Source organism: Micromonospora sp. CA-246542 (genome assembly GCF_050942905.1).
Taxonomy (GTDB): domain Bacteria; phylum Actinomycetota; class Actinomycetes; order Mycobacteriales; family Micromonosporaceae; genus Micromonospora.
The window spans coordinates 6,959,558-6,975,222 of the sequence record NZ_CP192040.1; the positions used below are offsets into that span (position 1 = coordinate 6,959,558).

Genomic DNA, 15,665 nt, shown 5'->3' on the forward strand with positions numbered 1-15,665 from the left:
GACGGGGCGAGGGGCGAAGGCACGAGGGCGGGGGTTGGACACCTGTCGGGTGCCGCGCGTTGGTGCCCGATTCGCCGGGAAGCCATGGTTGCGACCCTTTCCGCGAGGTACGGTTGCTGCCCGCCGTCACGCCGGGTCTCGACCAGGACCGCACGGCTGGCTGCGACGGCGGCGGGCGAAGGAGGAACGATGACCCGCCCGGGACTGCCCAAGCTGATCGCGACCGACCTCGACGGAACACTCGTCCGCAGTGACGACACCGTCTCCGCGTACACCCACGGGGTGCTCGACCGGGTGCGGGCCGCCGGTATTCCGGTCGTCGGCGCGACCGGACGCGGCCCTCGCCTGACCGAGCTGACCCGCAACGACATCCGCGCCGCCGACTTTCTGGTGATGGCCGGCGGCGGACGTGTGGTCGACCAGAGCGACCCGGCCGGTCCGGTGGTGCTGCGCGACGAGCGCCTGCCCGCCGAGGTGCTGGCCCGGTTGCTCGCCGACCTGGAGGCCGAGGTCGGCCCGCTGACCGTGATGGTCGAGGCGTCCGACGAGCACGACGCCCCGCTCTGGGGTGACTACCACCCGAGCTGGCCGTACCAGGACCGGTTCGAGGCGCGTACCCGTGACGAGTGCCTCTCCTGTGACGTGCTCAAGGCGTTCGCCAGAACCGCCGACCACCATGTGGACGAACTGCTGGAGGTGGCCCGTCGGATCGTCGAGCCGCAGGTCGCCACGCTCACCCAGGCCGGGCTCGGTTTCATCGAGATCTGCCCGCCCGGGGTGGACAAGGCGACCGGGCTGACCGTCGTGGCGCAGACGCTCGGGGTCGATCCGGCCGACGTGCTGGTCTTCGGCGACATGCCCAACGACCTGCCGATGTTCGAGTGGGCCGGCTGGTCGCGGGTGGCGGTCGCCAACGCTCACCCCGACGTCCGCGCGGCCGCCGACGAGGTGACCCTGCGCAATGACGACGACGGGGTGGCGGTGTATCTGGACCGACTACTCTCCCGATGATGGGAGAGACACCCCGGCTGGTAGCCACGGACATCGACGGCACGTTGATCCGCGACGACCACACGGTCAGCCAGCACACCGCCGACGTGCTCGCGCGGATCTCCGCGCGAGGCACGCCGGTCGTGCTGGTCACCGGCCGCCCGGTCCGCTGGCTCAAGATGGTGTACGACCAGCTGACCGAGCCCCTGCCGGCGGTCTGCGCCAACGGCGCCGTGGTCTACGACCCGTTCAACGACGAGGTGTTGCGGGCCGACCCGCTCGCGCCACAGCATCTGGTGGAGGTGGCCCGCCGGCTGCGCGCCGAGGTGCCCGGCATCCGCTTCGCCGTGGAGATCCTGGACAGCCGGGAGATGCGTCACGAGGCGGACTACCCGTTGCGCTGGGATGCCGACGCCGACGCCATCCGGCCGATCGAGACGCCGGAGGAGTTGCTCTCCGTGCCGGCGGTGAAGCTCCTCGCCCGCGCCGGCGAGCAGGACCCGGACGCGTTCGCGGCGCTGATCGCCAGGGCGTTGCAGGGGTTGGCCGAGGCGACGCACTCGTCGTCCTCGGGGCTGGTGGAGATCTCCGCGGCCGGGGTGACCAAGGCGGCCGGGCTCGACTGGTACTGCGACCGGCTCGGCGTGGCCGCGGCGGACGTGGTCGCCTTCGGCGACATGCCGAACGACGTACCGATGCTGAGCTGGGCGGGGCGCGGCGTGGCGGTGGCAAACGCGCACCCCGCCGTCCTCGCGGTCGCCGACGAGGTGACCGGCTCGAACTCCGAGGACGGCGTGGCCGCGTACCTGGAGAAGGTCTTCGGGGTCCAGTGACCGGTCAGAGGTACTGGCCGGTGTTGTGACCCTCACCGCCGCCCGGCTGGCCGATGCCCGGCATGCCGGGGACGACCCCGCCGGGGCCGCTGGGCAGCGCCTGCCGGCCGCCGCGCATCTGCTCAAGCTGGACCCGGGCGGCCATCTGCTGGGCGACCAGGGCGGCCTGGATGCCATGGAACAGGCCCTCCAGCCAGCCGACGAGCTGGGCGTGCGCGATGCGCAGCTCGCTCTCGCTGGGCGCCTTGTCCTCGGTGAAGGGCAGCGAGATCCGCTCCAGCTCGTCGCGCAGCTCGGGCGCGAGACCCTCCTTCAGCTCGACGATCGAGCGTTCGTGGATCTCCCGCATCCGGTGCCGGCTGGCGTCGTCCAGCGGGGCGGCCTTGACCTCCTCCAGCAGCTGCTTGATCATGCTGCCGATCCGCATCACCTTGGCCGGCTGCTCGACCAGGCGGGTCGGGTCCTCGCCCTGACCCTCCTCGGTCTGCACGGTGCCGATCGGCCGCCCGTCCGGACCGACCACCACCACGGTGCCGGAGTGGCCGGAGTCGTCGGGGCCGGGCTGGTCGTTCTGCTCAGCGGTCATGGGGTCCATCTTTACCCAGGAGGTCCGGCCCACGCCGCCCGGGACCGACTCCCCTGGGCCGAACCACCCGGGCGGGGCGCGCTACCGTCGCGCCATGTCTGCCGACCCACGCGCGGTGCTGACCCGGCCGGCGCCCGCGCCGGACCGGACGGTGGCGTACGGCGACCACCCCGACCAGATCGCCGACCTTCGCCGCCCAGCCGGTTCCGGGCCGGCCCGGCCTCTGGTCGTCGTGGTGCACGGTGGCTTCTGGCGGGCCGGGTACGACCGGCGGCACACCGGACCGCTGGCCGCCGCGCTCGCGGCCGACGGGTACCCGGTGGCGCAGCTGGAGTACCGGCGCACCGGGCAACCGGGCGGTGGCTGGCCGGGCACGTTGGCCGACGCCCTCGCCGGGATCGCGGCGCTGCCGACGCTGGTCGCGCAGGCGCTGCCCGGTCGGGTGAGCGGGGCCGCGCCGATCCTGATCGGTCATTCCGCCGGTGGCCACCTGGCGTTGTACGCGGCGGCCACCGCGCCGTCGACGGTGGGCGGGGTGCTGGCCCTGGCCCCGGTGGCCGATCTCGCCGAGGCGTACCGGCTGGACCTCGACTCGGGCGCGGTGGCCGCGCTGCTCGGTGGCGGTCCGGAGGAGGTGCCGGACCGGTACGCGGCGACCGATCCACGATTATTGGTACCGATACCAACACGCACGGTAGTGATGCATGGCTCACTTGACGAACAGGTGCCGGTCTCGATGAGCCGGGATTTCGTGGTGGCAGCTCGTACCGTGGAATCCGATATCTCCCTTGTCGAGCTGCCGGGATGCGAGCATTTCGGGCTGATCGACCCGGAGTCCACGGCCTGGCCCCGGGTGCGGGATGCGTTGCGGTCCCTGCACGATGATCTATAGCCATTGACGCAGCGTCGCCGACCAGGTAGAACGCCGGAGGGGCGCTGTTCGCCCTGCAACGCTCCTGGAAGGGAACTCGGTGTCGCAGATGAATCGCAGGCGGGCGCTCCAACTGTTGGCCGCGCTCGGTACGACCGGATTCGCCACCGCGTGCGGCTCCGACACCGGCGACCAACCGGCCGTCGCCAAGAGCCCGATCAAGATCGGTCTGATCGCACCGAAGGGCGGCGGGTTCAAGTCCATCGGTGACGACATCACCAACGGCTTCCAACTCTTCCTCGACCTGCACAACCAGCAACTGGGCGGGCACCCGGTCGAGCTGCTCACCGCCGACGAGGGCGAGACCGCCAAGACCGGCAAGGCCGCCGTCGACCAGCTCCTCAAGCAGAACGTGCTGGCGCTCACCGGCGTGGTCAACTCGTCGGTGATGGTGGGTATCCGCGACACCATCGAGGACGCCCGAGTCCCGCTCATCGGGTCGAACGCCTCACCGAGCAGCCTGCAGAGCGTCGTCTACATCTGGCGTACCTCGTACGTGCTGGACGAGGCCGGGCGGGCGCTCGGCCGCTACCTGCGCGACCAGCTCCCGGCGAACGGCCGGATCGCGATCATCATGCCGGAGAACGTGGGCAGCCCGGACGTCGTGCGGGGCTTCAGGCAGGAGTTCGGGCCCACCGACCCGCGCATCGCCGACCCGGTGACCAACACCAGCCCCACCCCGAACCCGGGCAAGACCACCTACGTGGCGGACATCGAGAAGGCGCTGCGCAAGAACCCGACCGCCGTGTTCTGCTTCTTCGCGGGTGCGGCCGCCGTCGAGTTCATCAAGCAGCTGCGCGACCAGTTCTCCGGGCCCGTGTACGCCCCCGGCTTCCTCACCGAGGGCGCCGTGCTGGACAGCCTGGACCGGGACGCGCTGGGCATCCAGACCGCCCTGAACTACTCGGCCGACCTCAACAACACGTCGAACCGGGTCTTCGCCTCGGCGTACCGCAAGAAGCACCAGAGCACGCCGACGACCTACGCGATGGCGTCGTACGACGCGGCCCAGGTGCTCGACCAGGCCATCCAGCTGACCGGCGGCGCGCCCACCCCGCAGCAGGTCAACCTGGCGCTGGGCAAGATCGGCCAGATCGACAGCCCGCGCGGCATCTGGCAGTTCAACCAGCCGCGTACCCCGCAGCAGAAGTGGTACCTGCGGGAGGTCCAGCAGGACGGTCAGGTCATGTCGAACGTGCTGATCAACGAGCTGGCCACCCTGGGCTAGAACGGGCGCCCACCGGACGAAGCAGGGGCCGGCCTCCCCACGGGAGGCCGGCCCCTGCCGTACGCGGCGCCGTTCGGGTCAGTGCCGCAGTTCGGCGATGCAGCACTTCACGCTGCCGCCGCCCTTCTTCAGCTCGGCCAGCTCCACCGGCACCGGTGTGTAACCGGCGGCCTTGAGCTTGCCCGCCAGTCGGGTGGCCTCGCTGTTGAGCACCACGTTCGCGCCGTCGCTGACCAGGTTGAGCCCGAAGGCCAACGCGTCCTCGTCGTCGGCGATCACCGCGTCCGGGAAGAGCTGCGTGAGGACGCGCTGACTGGCTGCGGAGAACGCCCCCGGGAAGTAGACGACGTTCGCGTCGTCGAGGGCGGCGAGCGCCACGTCCAGGTGGTAGAAGCGCGGGTCGACCAGCCGCAACGACACCACCGGGCGACCCAGCGCCTCCTGCGCCTCGGCGTGGGCCGGGATCTCGGTACGGAAGCCGTGCCCGGCCAGGATGAGTCCGCCGTGCGCCTCCGGCACGTACGCGAAGTCGCCCTCGCCCTCGTTGGTCTCGCTCGGCGCGATGAACCGCCAGCCCTGCTGCTCGTAGAACGCGTGGTGCGCGGCGGCCTCGGCGGTCCGCTGCTCGTGCTTGAACCGCGCGCCGTAGACGCTGCCGTCGACCACGAAGGCGCCGTTGGCGGCGAACACCATGTCGGGCAGCCCCGGCTCCGGCGTGAGCAGGTGCACCTCGTGGCCGAGACCGACGAGCGTCTCGCGCAGTCGGTCCCACTGCTTGACGGCCAGGTCCCGGTCGACCGGGGTGGTCACGTCCATCCACGGATTGATCGCGTACTCGACCGCGAAATGCTCGGGCGAGCACATGAGATATGTCCGCTTTCGCGAGACTCGCTGCTGGTTCACGGTCACCAAGAGTAGGTATCGTTGAACTTTGGTAACAGCCACAACCATTGCTTCCCAGAGGCGGAACGTTGCAGATAGACGCCGTTGACCAGCGGATCATTGCGTTGCTCGTCGCTGATGCCCGTGCCTCGTACGCCGACATCGGCACCCGGGTGTCACTCTCCGCCCCGGCGGTCAAGCGCCGGGTCGACCGACTGCGCGCCACCGGCGTCATCCGGGGATTCACCGCCGTCGTTGACCCGGCGGCCGTCGGCTGGACCACCGAGGCGTTCGTCGAGCTGTTCTGCGCCGGCCGGACCACCCCCGCGCAGATCGGCGTGGCCGCCCGCCGTCACCCCGAGGTGGTCGGCGCGTACACCGTCTCCGGCGAGGCGGACGCGCTGGTGCACCTGCGCGCCGCCGACATCGCACACCTCGAGGCGGCCCTCGAACGGCTGCGCGCCGAGTCGTTCGTGACGTCCACCCGCAGCACCATCGTGCTGTCCCGGCTGGTCGAATCCCCCGGCGTCGGGCCGTCCACCGGCGCCTGACCGTCCACCGCGCGGCTCGACCCGCGATTCGCGGCTTGACCGTCCGCGCTTGACCTCAAGTCTGCTTCAGGTGTTGGACTCATGGCGGCCTGGCTGTCATTCCTTTGCTCTGCTTCCCTCCAGGCGACAGTGCGGTGCGGAAAGTGTTGCGTCGGTGGAAGCAGTGCAAAGGACAACCAGGAGGACTGCATGCGGGCGATCTGGCTACGTGAATTCGGCGGTCCCGAGGTGCTGACGCCCGGCCCGGCGCCAGACCCGACGCCCGGCCCCGGCCAGGTGTTGATCGACGTCGCGCACGCGAACGTCACCTTCGTCGAGACGCAGCAGCGCTCGGGCCGTCCCGGGCCGAACCGGTACACCCCGCCGCTGATCCCCGGCAACGGCGTCGGCGGCGTCATCACCGCCGTCGGGTCGGATGTCGACCCGGCCCGCATCGGGCAACGGGTGGTCACCGCCACCGGCGGCGCCGGCGGGTACGCCGAACAGGTCGCGGTGGACGCGTCCGCGCCCATCGACGTGCCGGCCGGGCTGGCGCTGGACGCGGCCGTGGCGCTGCTCGCCGACGGGCGTACCGCCACCATGCTCGTCGAGGCGGTCGGCGTCCGCGCCGGTGACCGCGTGCTGGTCGAGGCCGCCGCGGGTGGGGTGGGGAGCATGCTCGTCCAGATCGCGACGCGGGCCGGCGCACGCGTGATCGGCGTGGCGGGCGGACCGCGCAAGCTGGCCCTGCTGCCCGGGTTGGGCGCCGACGTGGCGGTCGACTACCTGCGGCCGGACTGGGCCGATCGCGTCCGCGACGCGGTGGGCGGGGTCGACGCGGTGTTCGACGGCGTCGGCGGCTCGGTGGCCAGAGCGGCGTTCGAGCTGCTGACCCCGGGCGGCCGGATGATCAGCTACGGGTTGGCCAGCGGCGAGTGGTCTCCCGTGACACCGGATGCCGCCGCCGAACGCCGGATCACGCTGATCCGGCCGGACGTGACGCCCGCGCGGCTGCGGGCGTACACCATCGATGTCCTGGCGGACGCGGCGGCCGGGCAGCTCCGGCCGCTGATCGGCCAGCGCTTCCCCCTCGAACGCGCCGCCGACGCGCACGCCGCCATCGAGGCGCGCGCGACGGTCGGCAAGACCCTGTTGGACGTGGCCTAGAGGTACATGCCGGTACGGTGCTGGGAATCGTCACCGCGGACCGGCTTGTCGCCCTCGCCGAAGAAGCGCTTGCCGCCGAACTCACCGTGCAGACGATCGTCCAACTCGTCGGCGAGACCGGTCATCACCTGCACGGCCAGCATGAGATGGGTCGCCTGGAAGTTACGGCCGAAGACCGGGATGGAAGCCCAGACCGTGTCGTCGGCACAGTAGAGGCGGCCGATCGGCATGCGGTTGGTCAGCTCCGACAGCTTGACGTAGAGCCGTTCGGTCGGCTCGACCTCGGTGAGGATCGGGGAGAGGACGTCCACCAGCGGCGGGTTGTCCCGCACCCGCACGAAGACCATCGCCGAGCCGGCCCGGATGGTGATGTCGCCGTCCGAGTCGACCTGCAACCGCTCGGCGTCGGACTTCAACATCGTCGACACGACGGTACGGACGCGATCCGGCAGGTCCAACACGTCGTCCCGGTCGGTGGCCGCCTCGGCCAACGCCTCCTGAAGGTCCCCCTCCACGTCAGCGTCCGGGCCGAACTCGCTGCGCGCGGTACCCAACGGCTCGACGGCCAGCGGCTCGCCCTCGGCGTCGTGCACCAGGTAGACGAGGAAGGCCGGGTGGGGTGCGCCGTACACGTCGCGCAGCGTCCGGGACAGCAGCGGGGCGATCCGGTTGGCCTCCGCCACCGTGCCGTCCAGCCCGAACGCGCCGCCGGAGCCGGCCACCACGCCGGGCGGGGACCAGCCGAGCGCCACCATGTCCGCCACGGCGGCACGGTCCAGCCGGTAGCCCTGCGGCAGCGCCGCGTTACCGACCGCCCGAGCGGAGAGACCGCCGTCGTCGGTCGCGTCGACGCTGATCGAGTAGACGGCGTCACCCGTACCGGAGGCGGTGGGATCGAGGGTCAGTTCGAGGTGCGCGCCGGCCGGTAGCTCCCGTAGCCGCAGGGCGAGCATCCGGGCGAACTCCCGCCAGGCCTCCGTCACCTTGGCCCGCAGATCGGTGGTGCTGGGGTCGTCGAGCAGGATCGACTCCGCCGGCTCGGGTGTACCGCCGGGCTCTCCGTCCGACGCCGAGGGGTGGTCAGCCGTCATGATCGCCTCCGTCCGTTCCGATCACCCTACCCACGGTCCACTCGGCTCGAATCAGCCCGGACCGGGATCGGACACCCGGGGTCGTGACACCCGCACGGGGCGCGGCGGTCAGGAGGTGGGGTCGGCGAGTTCGGCGTCGAGGCCGACCGGCCAGTCGGCCGCGAGGGCACTGAGCCGGGCCGCGGCGTCCGCCGGATCGGCGCCGCGACCGACGGCCAGCCCCAGGAGGTACGCGCTGACCGGCGCACCCGGTCGCACCACCTGGTGGGCGACGTCGCGGGCCAGGTCCAGCACCGCCGGCACCGGCACCTCGGCCGGGTCCAGACCCACCTCGGCACAGGCCGCCGTGACCCAGTCGTCCAACACCGTCATCGCACCCACTCCTCCGCCCGGCGTACGTCCTCGTCAGTGTCGCAGTCGAACCAGGGCGGCGGACCGGCACCGGCCCACGGCACGTCCTGGATCGCCAGACCGGCCAACAGCGCCCGCGTCGAAGCACCGGCCAGACTGCCGCCCCGCTCGGCGGCCAGCCGCAGCAGCCCGGCCCGCAGCGCATCGACCCGCCACACCCCGCAGAGCGACTGCCTCCGTCCGTCCGCGTCGACGAAGCACACCCCGTCGACAGGCTCGGGGTAAAGGACAATGCCGGCCGGGCTGTCCGCCGGGGCGGCTGGTGCTGGCCTTCCAGCGGCGGCGAGGTGGGTCAGCAGGTCGCCGATCGCGGCGCGGGTGAGCAACGGCAGGTCGGCGGCGAGCAGCGCGACGAGCGTCGTGTCGGGGTCGAGCAGCGCCAACCCGGCCGCCGTCGCGGCGACCGGCCCGCCTCCGGGTGGATCCTCGCGCGTCACCCGTACGTCGTCCGGCACGCCGTCAGCAGGCCCGACCAGCACCCGGGGCGCGGCGTCCCCCACCGCGGCCAGCACCCGGTCGCGCATCGAGCGACCACCGACCGGCAGCGCGGGCTTGTCCACCCCGCCCATCCGGCGGGCGGCCCCACCCGCGAGCACCACGGCGGCGTACGTCCCCACCCGGTCACGGTAGCCGTGCCGGCGCCCGGCCGCCGGGTGCTGCGGGTGCCTGATGAGCGGCGGCCGTGCGGGCCGGCCGGGGTGGGGTGCAGGATGGCGGGATGGGACGGGCGACTGACCGACGGCGCGTACTACGGATCGACCTGGACGCGGCCGACGGACGCGCAGCCGTCAGACGGCCCGACACCCTCTCGGTGGAGGAGCCGCTGGAGATCCGGGTCGGCCCGGCCGGTCCGGGCCGACGCAAGCCGCTCGCCGTCACCATGCGCACCCCCGGAGACGACCTGGATCTGGCGATCGGCTTCCTGCTGACCGAGGGGTTGATCCGGTCCACCGACGACGTGCTGACCGCTCAACTCTGCTCCGGCGCGGAGACTCCGAACACGTACAACGTGGTGGACGTGGTGCTCGCCCCCGGCGTCCCGGAACCGAGCACCGACCCGTCCCGGAACTTCTACACGACCAGCTCCTGCGGGGTCTGCGGCAAGGCCAGCATCGACGCCGTCCGTACCCGCTCACTGTTTCCGGTCGCGGGGGACCCGCTCGTCGTACCGGCCACGCTCCTCGCCGAGCTGCCCGACCGGCTGCGGGCCGCCCAGCACGCCTTCGACCGCACCGGCGGGCTGCACGCGGCGGGACTGTTCACCCCGGCCGGAGAGCTGGTGACACTGCGGGAGGACGTGGGCCGGCACAACGCCGTGGACAAGGTCATCGGCTGGGCGGTGCGGGAACGGCACCTGCCGTTGACCGGGCACCTGCTGCTGGTGTCCGGCCGGGCGAGCTTCGAGCTGACCCAGAAGGCCTGGATGGCGGGACTGCCGCTGCTGGCCGCAGTGTCCGCGCCGAGCACCCTCGCGGTCGAGCTGGCCGAGGAGGCGGGGATGACGCTCGTCGGGTTCCTGCGCGGCCGGACCATGAACGTGTACGCCGGCCCACAGCGGATCACCGTCGAGCAGCCAACCTGACCCGAGCGACGGACACACCACATCGGCGATGTCGGCCTACAGACACTCGCTTCAGGCGGCTTCGACCTCGACGATGCCGTGCGAGATCTTGAACTCGAACTCCAGGCCGGTCCCCGCCGACAGCTTGGCGAGCGTGGCGATGGACGGCGGTTGGTCACCGGATTCCAGTCGCGCGATGACCGACTGGGTCATGCCCACCAGTCGGGCAAGCGCCGTTTGGGTCAGCCCGTTCTCGGCTCGGTAGCGGACGATGCGGAGAGCGACGTCACGGGCGAAGGCCGTTCGGTTCCACTCTGCGCGGAACGCCGGGTCCTGACCGCGGTCCCCATCGACGACCTGCTGAGCGGTCGTGAGATCACCGACCTTCACCACTCCTCCTCCACATCCTTGATCCTCTCCTCGGCCGCCACGACGGCCCTGGCGAAGCCTCGGCGATGGACACCGGCTTCCGGGCCGATGGCGCCGATGACGAACGCCGCGCCGACGCCCGAGTAGAAGGCGCGCCACCGGCTCCGGCCTCCCCGTGGGCGCAGTTCGCGCAGGTTGACCGCGCTAGGGACGTTGCTCGAATGGGGATAACCCAGATTGGGACCCAGACTCTCCAGCTTCTCGACGGCGTGATCGATTGCCGCCCGCTCAGCTGCGGGCAGTGCGTCCCGCTCGACCATGGCCTCCGGGTGATAGAGAACTAGCCAGAGCACGCGCACCCACTATAGCAATTTTGCGATAAGCAGCATGGTTGTGTGACGAGATGAGCGTGGGCTCGCGGTCGGGAGCGCACCGCGCCCGGGTCAGCGGCGGCCACGTCGACGTCGCTTGCGGGGGCGGACCACGCCGGGCATGCCGACCGAGGGCCAGCCGTCCAGTTCGGAGGGGGGTACGCCCCGCCGGAGCAGGTCGTCCAGGAGCAGGGCCAGCGAGTATTCGGGGTGCAGGCTCAGCGTGCGCTCCAGCGCTACCGCCGCCAGGGCCCCCTGACCCGCCCGCCACGCCGCGAACGCCAGGAGCGCGCCGGGCGCGGCGGTCAACTCCGGCTCGGCCCGGCGCAGCACGTCCGTCCAGAGGTCGATGTCCCGGTCGCGGCCGTCGGTGCGTTCCCAGGCGTGGTCGCGGACCGGCAGGTGCCCGAGGAGCAGACTGAGCCAGGCCACCTCGTCGTCGTCGAGCCGCTCACCGCGCCGGTGTCGTCGTTGCGCGTCGCGGACCGCCGTCACCCCGGCGGAGCGTACGGCCCGCCCGCCCAGCAGGTCGCTGGCGGGCGCCCGCTCGATCAGCTCGACCAGCCGTCGCTCGGCACGGACCGTGGCCGCCTGCAGCGCCTCGCGGGCCGGGCCGGCCACCGGCGACACCTGCGCCACGAGGGCGGCCCGATCGGGGAGGGCTACCTGACCGGCGAACACGGCCGACGCGGTCACCGCATTGGCCTGCGGGTCGTAGCGCCGACCTTCGGGCGGGCAGCAGTCCACCTCGGTGCACAGGTAGGACCACCACCGGCCGTCGGTCACCCGCAGCGCGTCGAGCACCTCCAGGCCGGCAGCCGTCAGGGCCGCGCGCACCGCGTCCACGCTCGGGGTCACCTTCTCGGGTGGCCCGTAGCCCACCACGGTGGCAGCGTCCGCGCCCTGGCGGTGGATCACCCCGGCCAGGTGCCGCGCACGGTCGACCGGGTCCGTCGCGGGCTCGGGCAGATCGGCGCGGGCGGCGAAGATGATCTGTCGACCGCGCAGCGCCACCGCGACCACGCTGTCGGCCGGGTGGAAGCCGAGCAGGTACGGCACGGCGGCGATCAGATCTGCGGGCGAGCGTACGGAGAGCTTCGGACGTTCGGTCGAGGTCATGCAGGAAGGCTGCGTCCGAACCGCGGAGCCTTCCAGACCCTGTGGATGACACGCGACTTATCCACAACTACGGAGCGTATTTGCGGAGGTAGAAGCGATTCGATGTGCTCACACGACACCGTGGTGTCATGGGCAGCCGCTACCGTGCGCTGATGGACCTGGCGTACCTGCGCGCGCATCCGGCACACCTGCCGACGTTCCGGACCCACCAACGGCTCCGGGAGACGCCGGTCGCCGGAGGCGACATCTGCGCCGCCGCCCGGCTGACGCTCGACGACGGTCACTCGGTCTTCGCGAAGTCCTGGCCCGAGGGGTCCGACCGGCCGGTGCCCGAGGGCTTCTTCGCCGCCGAGGCCGCCGGGCTGCGCTGGCTGCGGGAGGCCGACGCGATCGGCGTACCCGAGGTGATCGTCGCGTTGCCCGACCTGCTGGCGCTCGACTGGGTGGAGCCCGGCGAGCCGACGCCGCAGGCCGCCGATCGCTTCGGTCGGGAGTTGGCCGCCCTGCACCGGGCCGGCGCGCCCGCCTTCGGCGCGCCCTGGGACGGCTTCATCGGTGCGCTTGCCCAGGACAACACCCCCGACGACGGCCCCTGGTCGACGTGGTTCGCGCGGCGGCGACTCATCCCCTACCTGCGCCTGTCGGTCGACAGCGGTGCGCTGACCAGCAGCGATGCCGCGCTCATCGAGCGGGTGATCGGGCGCGTCGCTGAGTTCGGCGGGGACGAGCCGCCGGCCCGCGTCCACGGCGACCTGTGGCCGGGCAACGTGCTCTGGGGCATCGACGAGCGGGCCTGGCTGGTCGACCCGGCGGCGCACGGCGGGCATCGCGAGACCGACCTCGCCCAACTGGCGCTCTTCGGCGGTATCGCGCACCTGGACCGGGTGCTGGCCGCCTACCGGGAGAGCTGGCGGCTGGCCGACGGTTGGCGCGAGCGGGTGCCACTGCACCAGCTGCATCTGCTGCTCGTGCACACCGCGCTCTTCGGTGCCGGCTACCGCGATGCGGTTGTCCAGGTCGCCCGAGCCGCCCTGGGTGGCGTCGAGCGCGCTACGGTCGACCGGTGAGTGTCGACCGACGTACCGACGGCGTCCTCGTCGACCGGTACGGCCGCGTCGCGCGGGACCTGCGCGTCTCCCTCACCGACAAGTGCAACCTGCGGTGCACGTACTGCATGCCGGCCGAGGGACTGCCCTGGTTGGCCGGCCCGGAGCTGCTCACCGACGAGGAGATCGTCCGACTGGTCCGGGTGGCCGTCGAGCAGCTCGGTGTGACCGAGGTGCGGTTCACCGGCGGGGAGCCGTTGATCCGTCCCGGACTGCTCGGCATCGTGGGTGCGGTCGCCGGGCTCGATCCGCGCCCCCGGATCTCGCTCACCACGAACGGCATCGGCCTGGACCGGCTGGCGCCCGCGCTGCGGACGGCCGGCCTGGACCGGGTGAACGTCTCGCTGGACACCCTGGACGCGGCCCGGTTCGCCCAGCTCACCCGCCGTCCCCGCCTGGACGCGGTGCTGGCGGGGCTCGCCGGGGCGGCGGCCGCGGGTCTCGACCCCGTAAAGATCAACTCAGTCCTGATGCGCGGGGTCAACGAGGACGAGGCGCCGGCTCTGCTCCGCTTCGCGCTCGACCACGGCTACCACCTGCGGATCATCGAGCAGATGCCGCTGGACGCGCAGCACGGCTGGGACCGGAGCACGATGGTCACCGCCGAGGAGATCCTGGCGTCCCTGCGTACCCGGTTCGACCTCAGCCCCGACCCGGCCGAGCGCGGCGCGGCGCCCGCCGAGACCTGGCTGGTCGACGGCGGCCCGGCCCGGGTCGGCGTGATCGCCAGCGTCACCCGGCCCTTCTGCGGCGACTGCGACCGCACCCGGCTGACCGCCGACGGCCAGGTGCGGGCGTGCCTTTTCGCCACCGAGGAGTCCGACCTACGGGCGGCGCTGCGCGACGGCGCGACCGACGACGAGTTGGCGCGGCGGTGGCGTACCGCGATGTGGGGCAAGCGGGCCGGGCACGGCATCGACGACCCCACCTTCCTCCAGCCGACCCGGCCGATGTCCGCGATCGGGGGTTGAGTCGTGGAACCGAGGCCGTTGACCGTCCGCTACTTCGCCGGGGCGCGAGCCGCCGCGGGCCGCTCCGAGGAGGTCACGCCAGCCGGCCGGTCTCTCGACGACCTGACGGCCGAGCTGTCCCAGCGGCACGGCGACCGACTGGCCGCCGTGCTGCGGGTGGCCAGTTTCCTCGTGGACGGCGTCACCTGCCATGATCGTCGGGCACCCCTGCCGGGCGGGGCCACGATCGATGTCCTACCCCCGTTCGCGGGCGGCTGAGGGGGCGCACATGTTGGCGGTTCTGGGTTTCCTGGGCGTACTGGCGCTGGTCACCGGGCTTGTCCACCTCTACCTGTGGAAGCGCCTCGTCCGGGACACGACGACGCCGGGTCGCTGGCGGCGCGTCGGCGGGATCGCCGCCGGAGTGCTGGCGGTGCTCGTGCCGGTCACCCTCGTCGGCACGCAGGCCGGCCTCTACTGGCTCGCCTGGCCGGGCTACCTGTGGCTCGCCGTCATGTTCTACCTGCTGGTCACGCTGGTCGTGCTGGAAGTGCCGATGCTCATCGCGCGGCTGGTGCTGCGCCGCCGGGTGACCGTCGCCGAGTCGACCACCGCCGCGCCTGAGCCGGTGCTGGTCGGGGCGGCCGGGCCCGCCGATCCGCCGGCCGTCGGCGCGGTCGCGGCACCGGACCACGACCCGGCCCGTCGCCTGCTGCTGGCGCGCGGCGCGGCCATCTTCGCCGGTCTCACCGCCACCGGCATCACGGGGTACGGCGTCCGCACGGCACTCGGCCCGCCCCACCTCGACCGGGTGCGGATCCCCCTGGCCAAGCTCCCACGCAGCATGGACGGCCTGCGTATCGCCACCGTCTCCGACATCCACCTCGGCCCCCTGCGCGGCCGGGCGCACACCGAACGGATCGTCGCCGCGATCAACCGCCTCGACGCGGACCTGGTCGCGGTCGTCGGCGACCTGGTCGACGGTTCGGTCGCCGAGCTGGGCCCGGCCGCCGCGCCGCTGCGTGACCTGCGCTCCCGGTACGGCAGCTTCTTCGTCACCGGCAACCACGAGTACTACTCCGGGGTCGAGGAGTGGGTGCAGGAGGTGGACCGCCTCGGCCTGCGGGTCCTGCAGAACCGCAGGCAGGAGATCCAGGCCCGGGGCGGTGTGCTCGACCTGGCCGGCGTCAACGACCTGAACGCGGACCCCAAGGGCACCGGCCTGGCCGCCGGCCCGGACTTCGAGGGCGCCCTCGGCGACCGCGACCCGAGCCGCCCGGTCGTCCTGCTCGCACACCAGCCGCTCGCCGCCAAGCAGGCGGCTCGCTACGGCGTCGACCTGCAACTCTCCGGACACACGCACGGTGGTCAGGTGATGCCGTTCAACCTGGCGGTCCGTCTCCAGCAGCCGGTGGTGAGCGGGCTCGGCGAGGTCGACGGCACGAAGGTCTACGTGACCAACGGCGCCGGTTTCTGGGGTCCGCCGGTGCGGGTGGGCGCCGAGCCGCAGATCAGCCTCGTGGAGTTGCGCTCGGCATAG

General features: G+C 72.3%; 19 protein-coding genes. 11 read left to right on the forward strand and 8 right to left on the reverse strand.

Features of this window, described 5'->3' with window-relative positions; genetic code table 11:
• Positions 1–189: 189 nt before the first annotated feature.
• Complete coding sequence (locus tag ACQP0N_RS32485) at positions 190–1,011, forward strand: HAD family hydrolase (RefSeq protein WP_433116457.1); 822 nt, start codon at positions 190–192, stop codon at positions 1,009–1,011.
• Positions 1,011–1,823, forward strand: a complete 813-nt coding sequence (locus ACQP0N_RS32490; protein ID WP_433121900.1) for a Cof-type HAD-IIB family hydrolase — start codon at positions 1,011–1,013, stop codon at positions 1,821–1,823. The genes ACQP0N_RS32485 and ACQP0N_RS32490 overlap by 1 nt, the downstream gene beginning before the upstream one ends.
• Positions 1,824–1,827: 4 nt before the next feature.
• Here ACQP0N_RS32490 and ACQP0N_RS32495 read toward each other — a convergent pair whose 3' ends face one another.
• Positions 1,828–2,418 carry a bacterial proteasome activator family protein gene (locus ACQP0N_RS32495; protein WP_357131456.1) on the reverse strand — a complete coding sequence of 197 codons (591 nt, stop codon included), beginning with the start codon at positions 2,416–2,418 and terminating at the stop codon, positions 1,828–1,830.
• Between the two features lie 85 nt (positions 2,419–2,503).
• On the opposite strand from ACQP0N_RS32495, the gene ACQP0N_RS32500 reads away from it, so the two are divergent.
• Together ACQP0N_RS32500 and ACQP0N_RS32505 are read left to right on the forward strand one after the other, a co-directional pair.
• Positions 2,504–3,301 carry an alpha/beta hydrolase family protein gene (locus ACQP0N_RS32500; protein WP_433116460.1) on the forward strand — a complete coding sequence of 266 codons (798 nt, stop codon included), beginning with the start codon at positions 2,504–2,506 and terminating at the stop codon, positions 3,299–3,301.
• A gap of 79 nt (positions 3,302–3,380) precedes the next feature.
• Positions 3,381–4,568, forward strand: a complete 1,188-nt coding sequence (locus ACQP0N_RS32505; protein ID WP_433116461.1) for an ABC transporter substrate-binding protein — start codon at positions 3,381–3,383, stop codon at positions 4,566–4,568.
• Positions 4,569–4,646: 78 nt separating this feature from the next.
• On the opposite strand, the gene ddaH is transcribed toward ACQP0N_RS32505, so the two are convergent.
• A complete protein-coding gene (gene ddaH, locus ACQP0N_RS32510) occupies positions 4,647–5,432 on the reverse strand; it encodes a dimethylargininase (protein WP_433121901.1) in 786 nt (261 codons plus the stop codon).
• A gap of 107 nt (positions 5,433–5,539) precedes the next feature.
• Here ddaH and ACQP0N_RS32515 point away from each other — a divergent pair, with 107 nt between their 5' ends.
• Together ACQP0N_RS32515 and ACQP0N_RS32520 are read left to right on the forward strand one after the other, a co-directional pair.
• Positions 5,540–6,001: an Lrp/AsnC family transcriptional regulator gene (locus ACQP0N_RS32515; protein WP_354814963.1), complete on the forward strand. Its 462-nt coding sequence runs from the start codon at positions 5,540–5,542 to the stop codon at positions 5,999–6,001.
• A 189-nt stretch (positions 6,002–6,190) separates the two neighbouring features.
• On the forward strand, positions 6,191–7,147 hold the full coding sequence (locus ACQP0N_RS32520) for a zinc-binding dehydrogenase (RefSeq protein WP_433116463.1): 957 nt from the start codon (positions 6,191–6,193) through the stop codon (positions 7,145–7,147).
• Here ACQP0N_RS32520 and ACQP0N_RS32525 read toward each other — a convergent pair.
• The 3 genes from ACQP0N_RS32525 to mobA form a co-directional block, all read right to left on the reverse strand.
• Positions 7,144–8,238, reverse strand: a complete 1,095-nt coding sequence (locus ACQP0N_RS32525) for a T3SS (YopN, CesT) and YbjN peptide-binding chaperone 1 (RefSeq protein ID WP_433116465.1) — start codon at positions 8,236–8,238, stop codon at positions 7,144–7,146. The genes ACQP0N_RS32520 and ACQP0N_RS32525 overlap by 4 nt on opposite strands.
• A 108-nt stretch (positions 8,239–8,346) precedes the next feature.
• Positions 8,347–8,610 carry a DUF6457 domain-containing protein gene (locus ACQP0N_RS32530; RefSeq protein ID WP_357131438.1) on the reverse strand — a complete coding sequence of 88 codons (264 nt, stop codon included), beginning with the start codon at positions 8,608–8,610 and terminating at the stop codon, positions 8,347–8,349.
• Positions 8,607–9,320 carry a molybdenum cofactor guanylyltransferase gene (gene mobA / locus ACQP0N_RS32535; RefSeq protein ID WP_433121902.1) on the reverse strand — a complete coding sequence of 238 codons (714 nt, stop codon included), beginning with the start codon at positions 9,318–9,320 and terminating at the stop codon, positions 8,607–8,609. Before mobA ends, ACQP0N_RS32530 begins: the two co-directional genes overlap by 4 nt.
• 47 nt (positions 9,321–9,367) lie before the next feature.
• Here mobA and fdhD point away from each other — a divergent pair, with 47 nt between their 5' ends.
• The gene (gene fdhD, locus ACQP0N_RS32540) at positions 9,368–10,231 is read left to right on the forward strand and encodes a formate dehydrogenase accessory sulfurtransferase FdhD (protein ID WP_433116467.1); all 864 of its coding nucleotides are present in this window, start codon (positions 9,368–9,370) and stop codon (positions 10,229–10,231) included.
• Between the two features lie 51 nt (positions 10,232–10,282).
• Here fdhD and ACQP0N_RS32545 read toward each other — a convergent pair whose 3' ends face one another.
• From ACQP0N_RS32545 to ACQP0N_RS32555, 3 genes are all read right to left on the reverse strand, one after another.
• Positions 10,283–10,600 carry a helix-turn-helix domain-containing protein gene (locus ACQP0N_RS32545; RefSeq protein ID WP_433116469.1) on the reverse strand — a complete coding sequence of 106 codons (318 nt, stop codon included), beginning with the start codon at positions 10,598–10,600 and terminating at the stop codon, positions 10,283–10,285.
• On the reverse strand, positions 10,597–10,932 hold the full coding sequence (locus tag ACQP0N_RS32550) for a type II toxin-antitoxin system RelE/ParE family toxin (RefSeq protein WP_433116471.1): 336 nt from the start codon (positions 10,930–10,932) through the stop codon (positions 10,597–10,599). Before ACQP0N_RS32550 ends, ACQP0N_RS32545 begins: the two co-directional genes overlap by 4 nt.
• Positions 10,933–11,022: 90 nt before the next feature.
• Positions 11,023–12,069 (reverse strand): DUF4192 domain-containing protein, encoded by a 1,047-nt coding sequence (locus tag ACQP0N_RS32555; protein ID WP_433116473.1) that lies wholly within the window; start codon positions 12,067–12,069, stop codon positions 11,023–11,025.
• A 152-nt stretch (positions 12,070–12,221) separates the two neighbouring features.
• Between ACQP0N_RS32555 and ACQP0N_RS32560 the strand changes: the two genes are divergently transcribed.
• The 4 genes from ACQP0N_RS32560 to ACQP0N_RS32575 are packed head-to-tail and all read left to right on the forward strand — an operon-like array spanning position 12,222 to position 15,665.
• Positions 12,222–13,136: a fructosamine kinase family protein gene (locus ACQP0N_RS32560; RefSeq protein WP_433121903.1), complete on the forward strand. Its 915-nt coding sequence runs from the start codon at positions 12,222–12,224 to the stop codon at positions 13,134–13,136.
• Positions 13,133–14,146 (forward strand): GTP 3',8-cyclase MoaA, encoded by a 1,014-nt coding sequence (gene moaA / locus ACQP0N_RS32565; RefSeq protein WP_355048626.1) that lies wholly within the window; start codon positions 13,133–13,135, stop codon positions 14,144–14,146. Before ACQP0N_RS32560 ends, moaA begins: the two co-directional genes overlap by 4 nt.
• A gap of 3 nt (positions 14,147–14,149) precedes the next feature.
• Entirely contained in the window at positions 14,150–14,404 is a 255-nt protein-coding gene (locus ACQP0N_RS32570; protein WP_355048625.1) for a MoaD/ThiS family protein, read from the forward strand.
• 10 nt (positions 14,405–14,414) lie between these two features.
• Positions 14,415–15,665, forward strand: coding sequence for a metallophosphoesterase (locus ACQP0N_RS32575; protein WP_433116476.1), 1,251 nt, complete (start codon positions 14,415–14,417; stop codon positions 15,663–15,665).

Excerpts from the sequence above, each read along its gene's own strand:
- ACQP0N_RS32485 (WP_433116457.1), top strand. The coding sequence starts at position 190 with ATGACCCGCCCGGGACTGCCCAAGCTGATCGCGACCGACCTCGACGGA.
- ACQP0N_RS32490 (WP_433121900.1), top strand. The coding sequence starts at position 1,011 with ATGGGAGAGACACCCCGGCTGGTAGCCACGGACATCGACGGCACGTTG.
- ACQP0N_RS32495 (WP_357131456.1), bottom strand. The coding sequence starts at position 2,418 with ATGGACCCCATGACCGCTGAGCAGAACGACCAGCCCGGCCCCGACGAC.
- ACQP0N_RS32500 (WP_433116460.1), top strand. The coding sequence starts at position 2,504 with ATGTCTGCCGACCCACGCGCGGTGCTGACCCGGCCGGCGCCCGCGCCG.
- ddaH (WP_433121901.1), bottom strand. The coding sequence starts at position 5,432 with ATGTGCTCGCCCGAGCATTTCGCGGTCGAGTACGCGATCAATCCGTGG.
- ACQP0N_RS32520 (WP_433116463.1), top strand. The coding sequence starts at position 6,191 with ATGCGGGCGATCTGGCTACGTGAATTCGGCGGTCCCGAGGTGCTGACG.
- ACQP0N_RS32525 (WP_433116465.1), bottom strand. The coding sequence starts at position 8,238 with ATGACGGCTGACCACCCCTCGGCGTCGGACGGAGAGCCCGGCGGTACA.
- ACQP0N_RS32530 (WP_357131438.1), bottom strand. The coding sequence starts at position 8,610 with ATGACGGTGTTGGACGACTGGGTCACGGCGGCCTGTGCCGAGGTGGGT.
- fdhD (WP_433116467.1), top strand. The coding sequence starts at position 9,368 with ATGGGACGGGCGACTGACCGACGGCGCGTACTACGGATCGACCTGGAC.
- ACQP0N_RS32555 (WP_433116473.1), bottom strand. The coding sequence starts at position 12,069 with ATGACCTCGACCGAACGTCCGAAGCTCTCCGTACGCTCGCCCGCAGAT.
- ACQP0N_RS32560 (WP_433121903.1), top strand. The coding sequence starts at position 12,222 with ATGGACCTGGCGTACCTGCGCGCGCATCCGGCACACCTGCCGACGTTC.
- ACQP0N_RS32575 (WP_433116476.1), top strand. The coding sequence starts at position 14,415 with ATGTTGGCGGTTCTGGGTTTCCTGGGCGTACTGGCGCTGGTCACCGGG.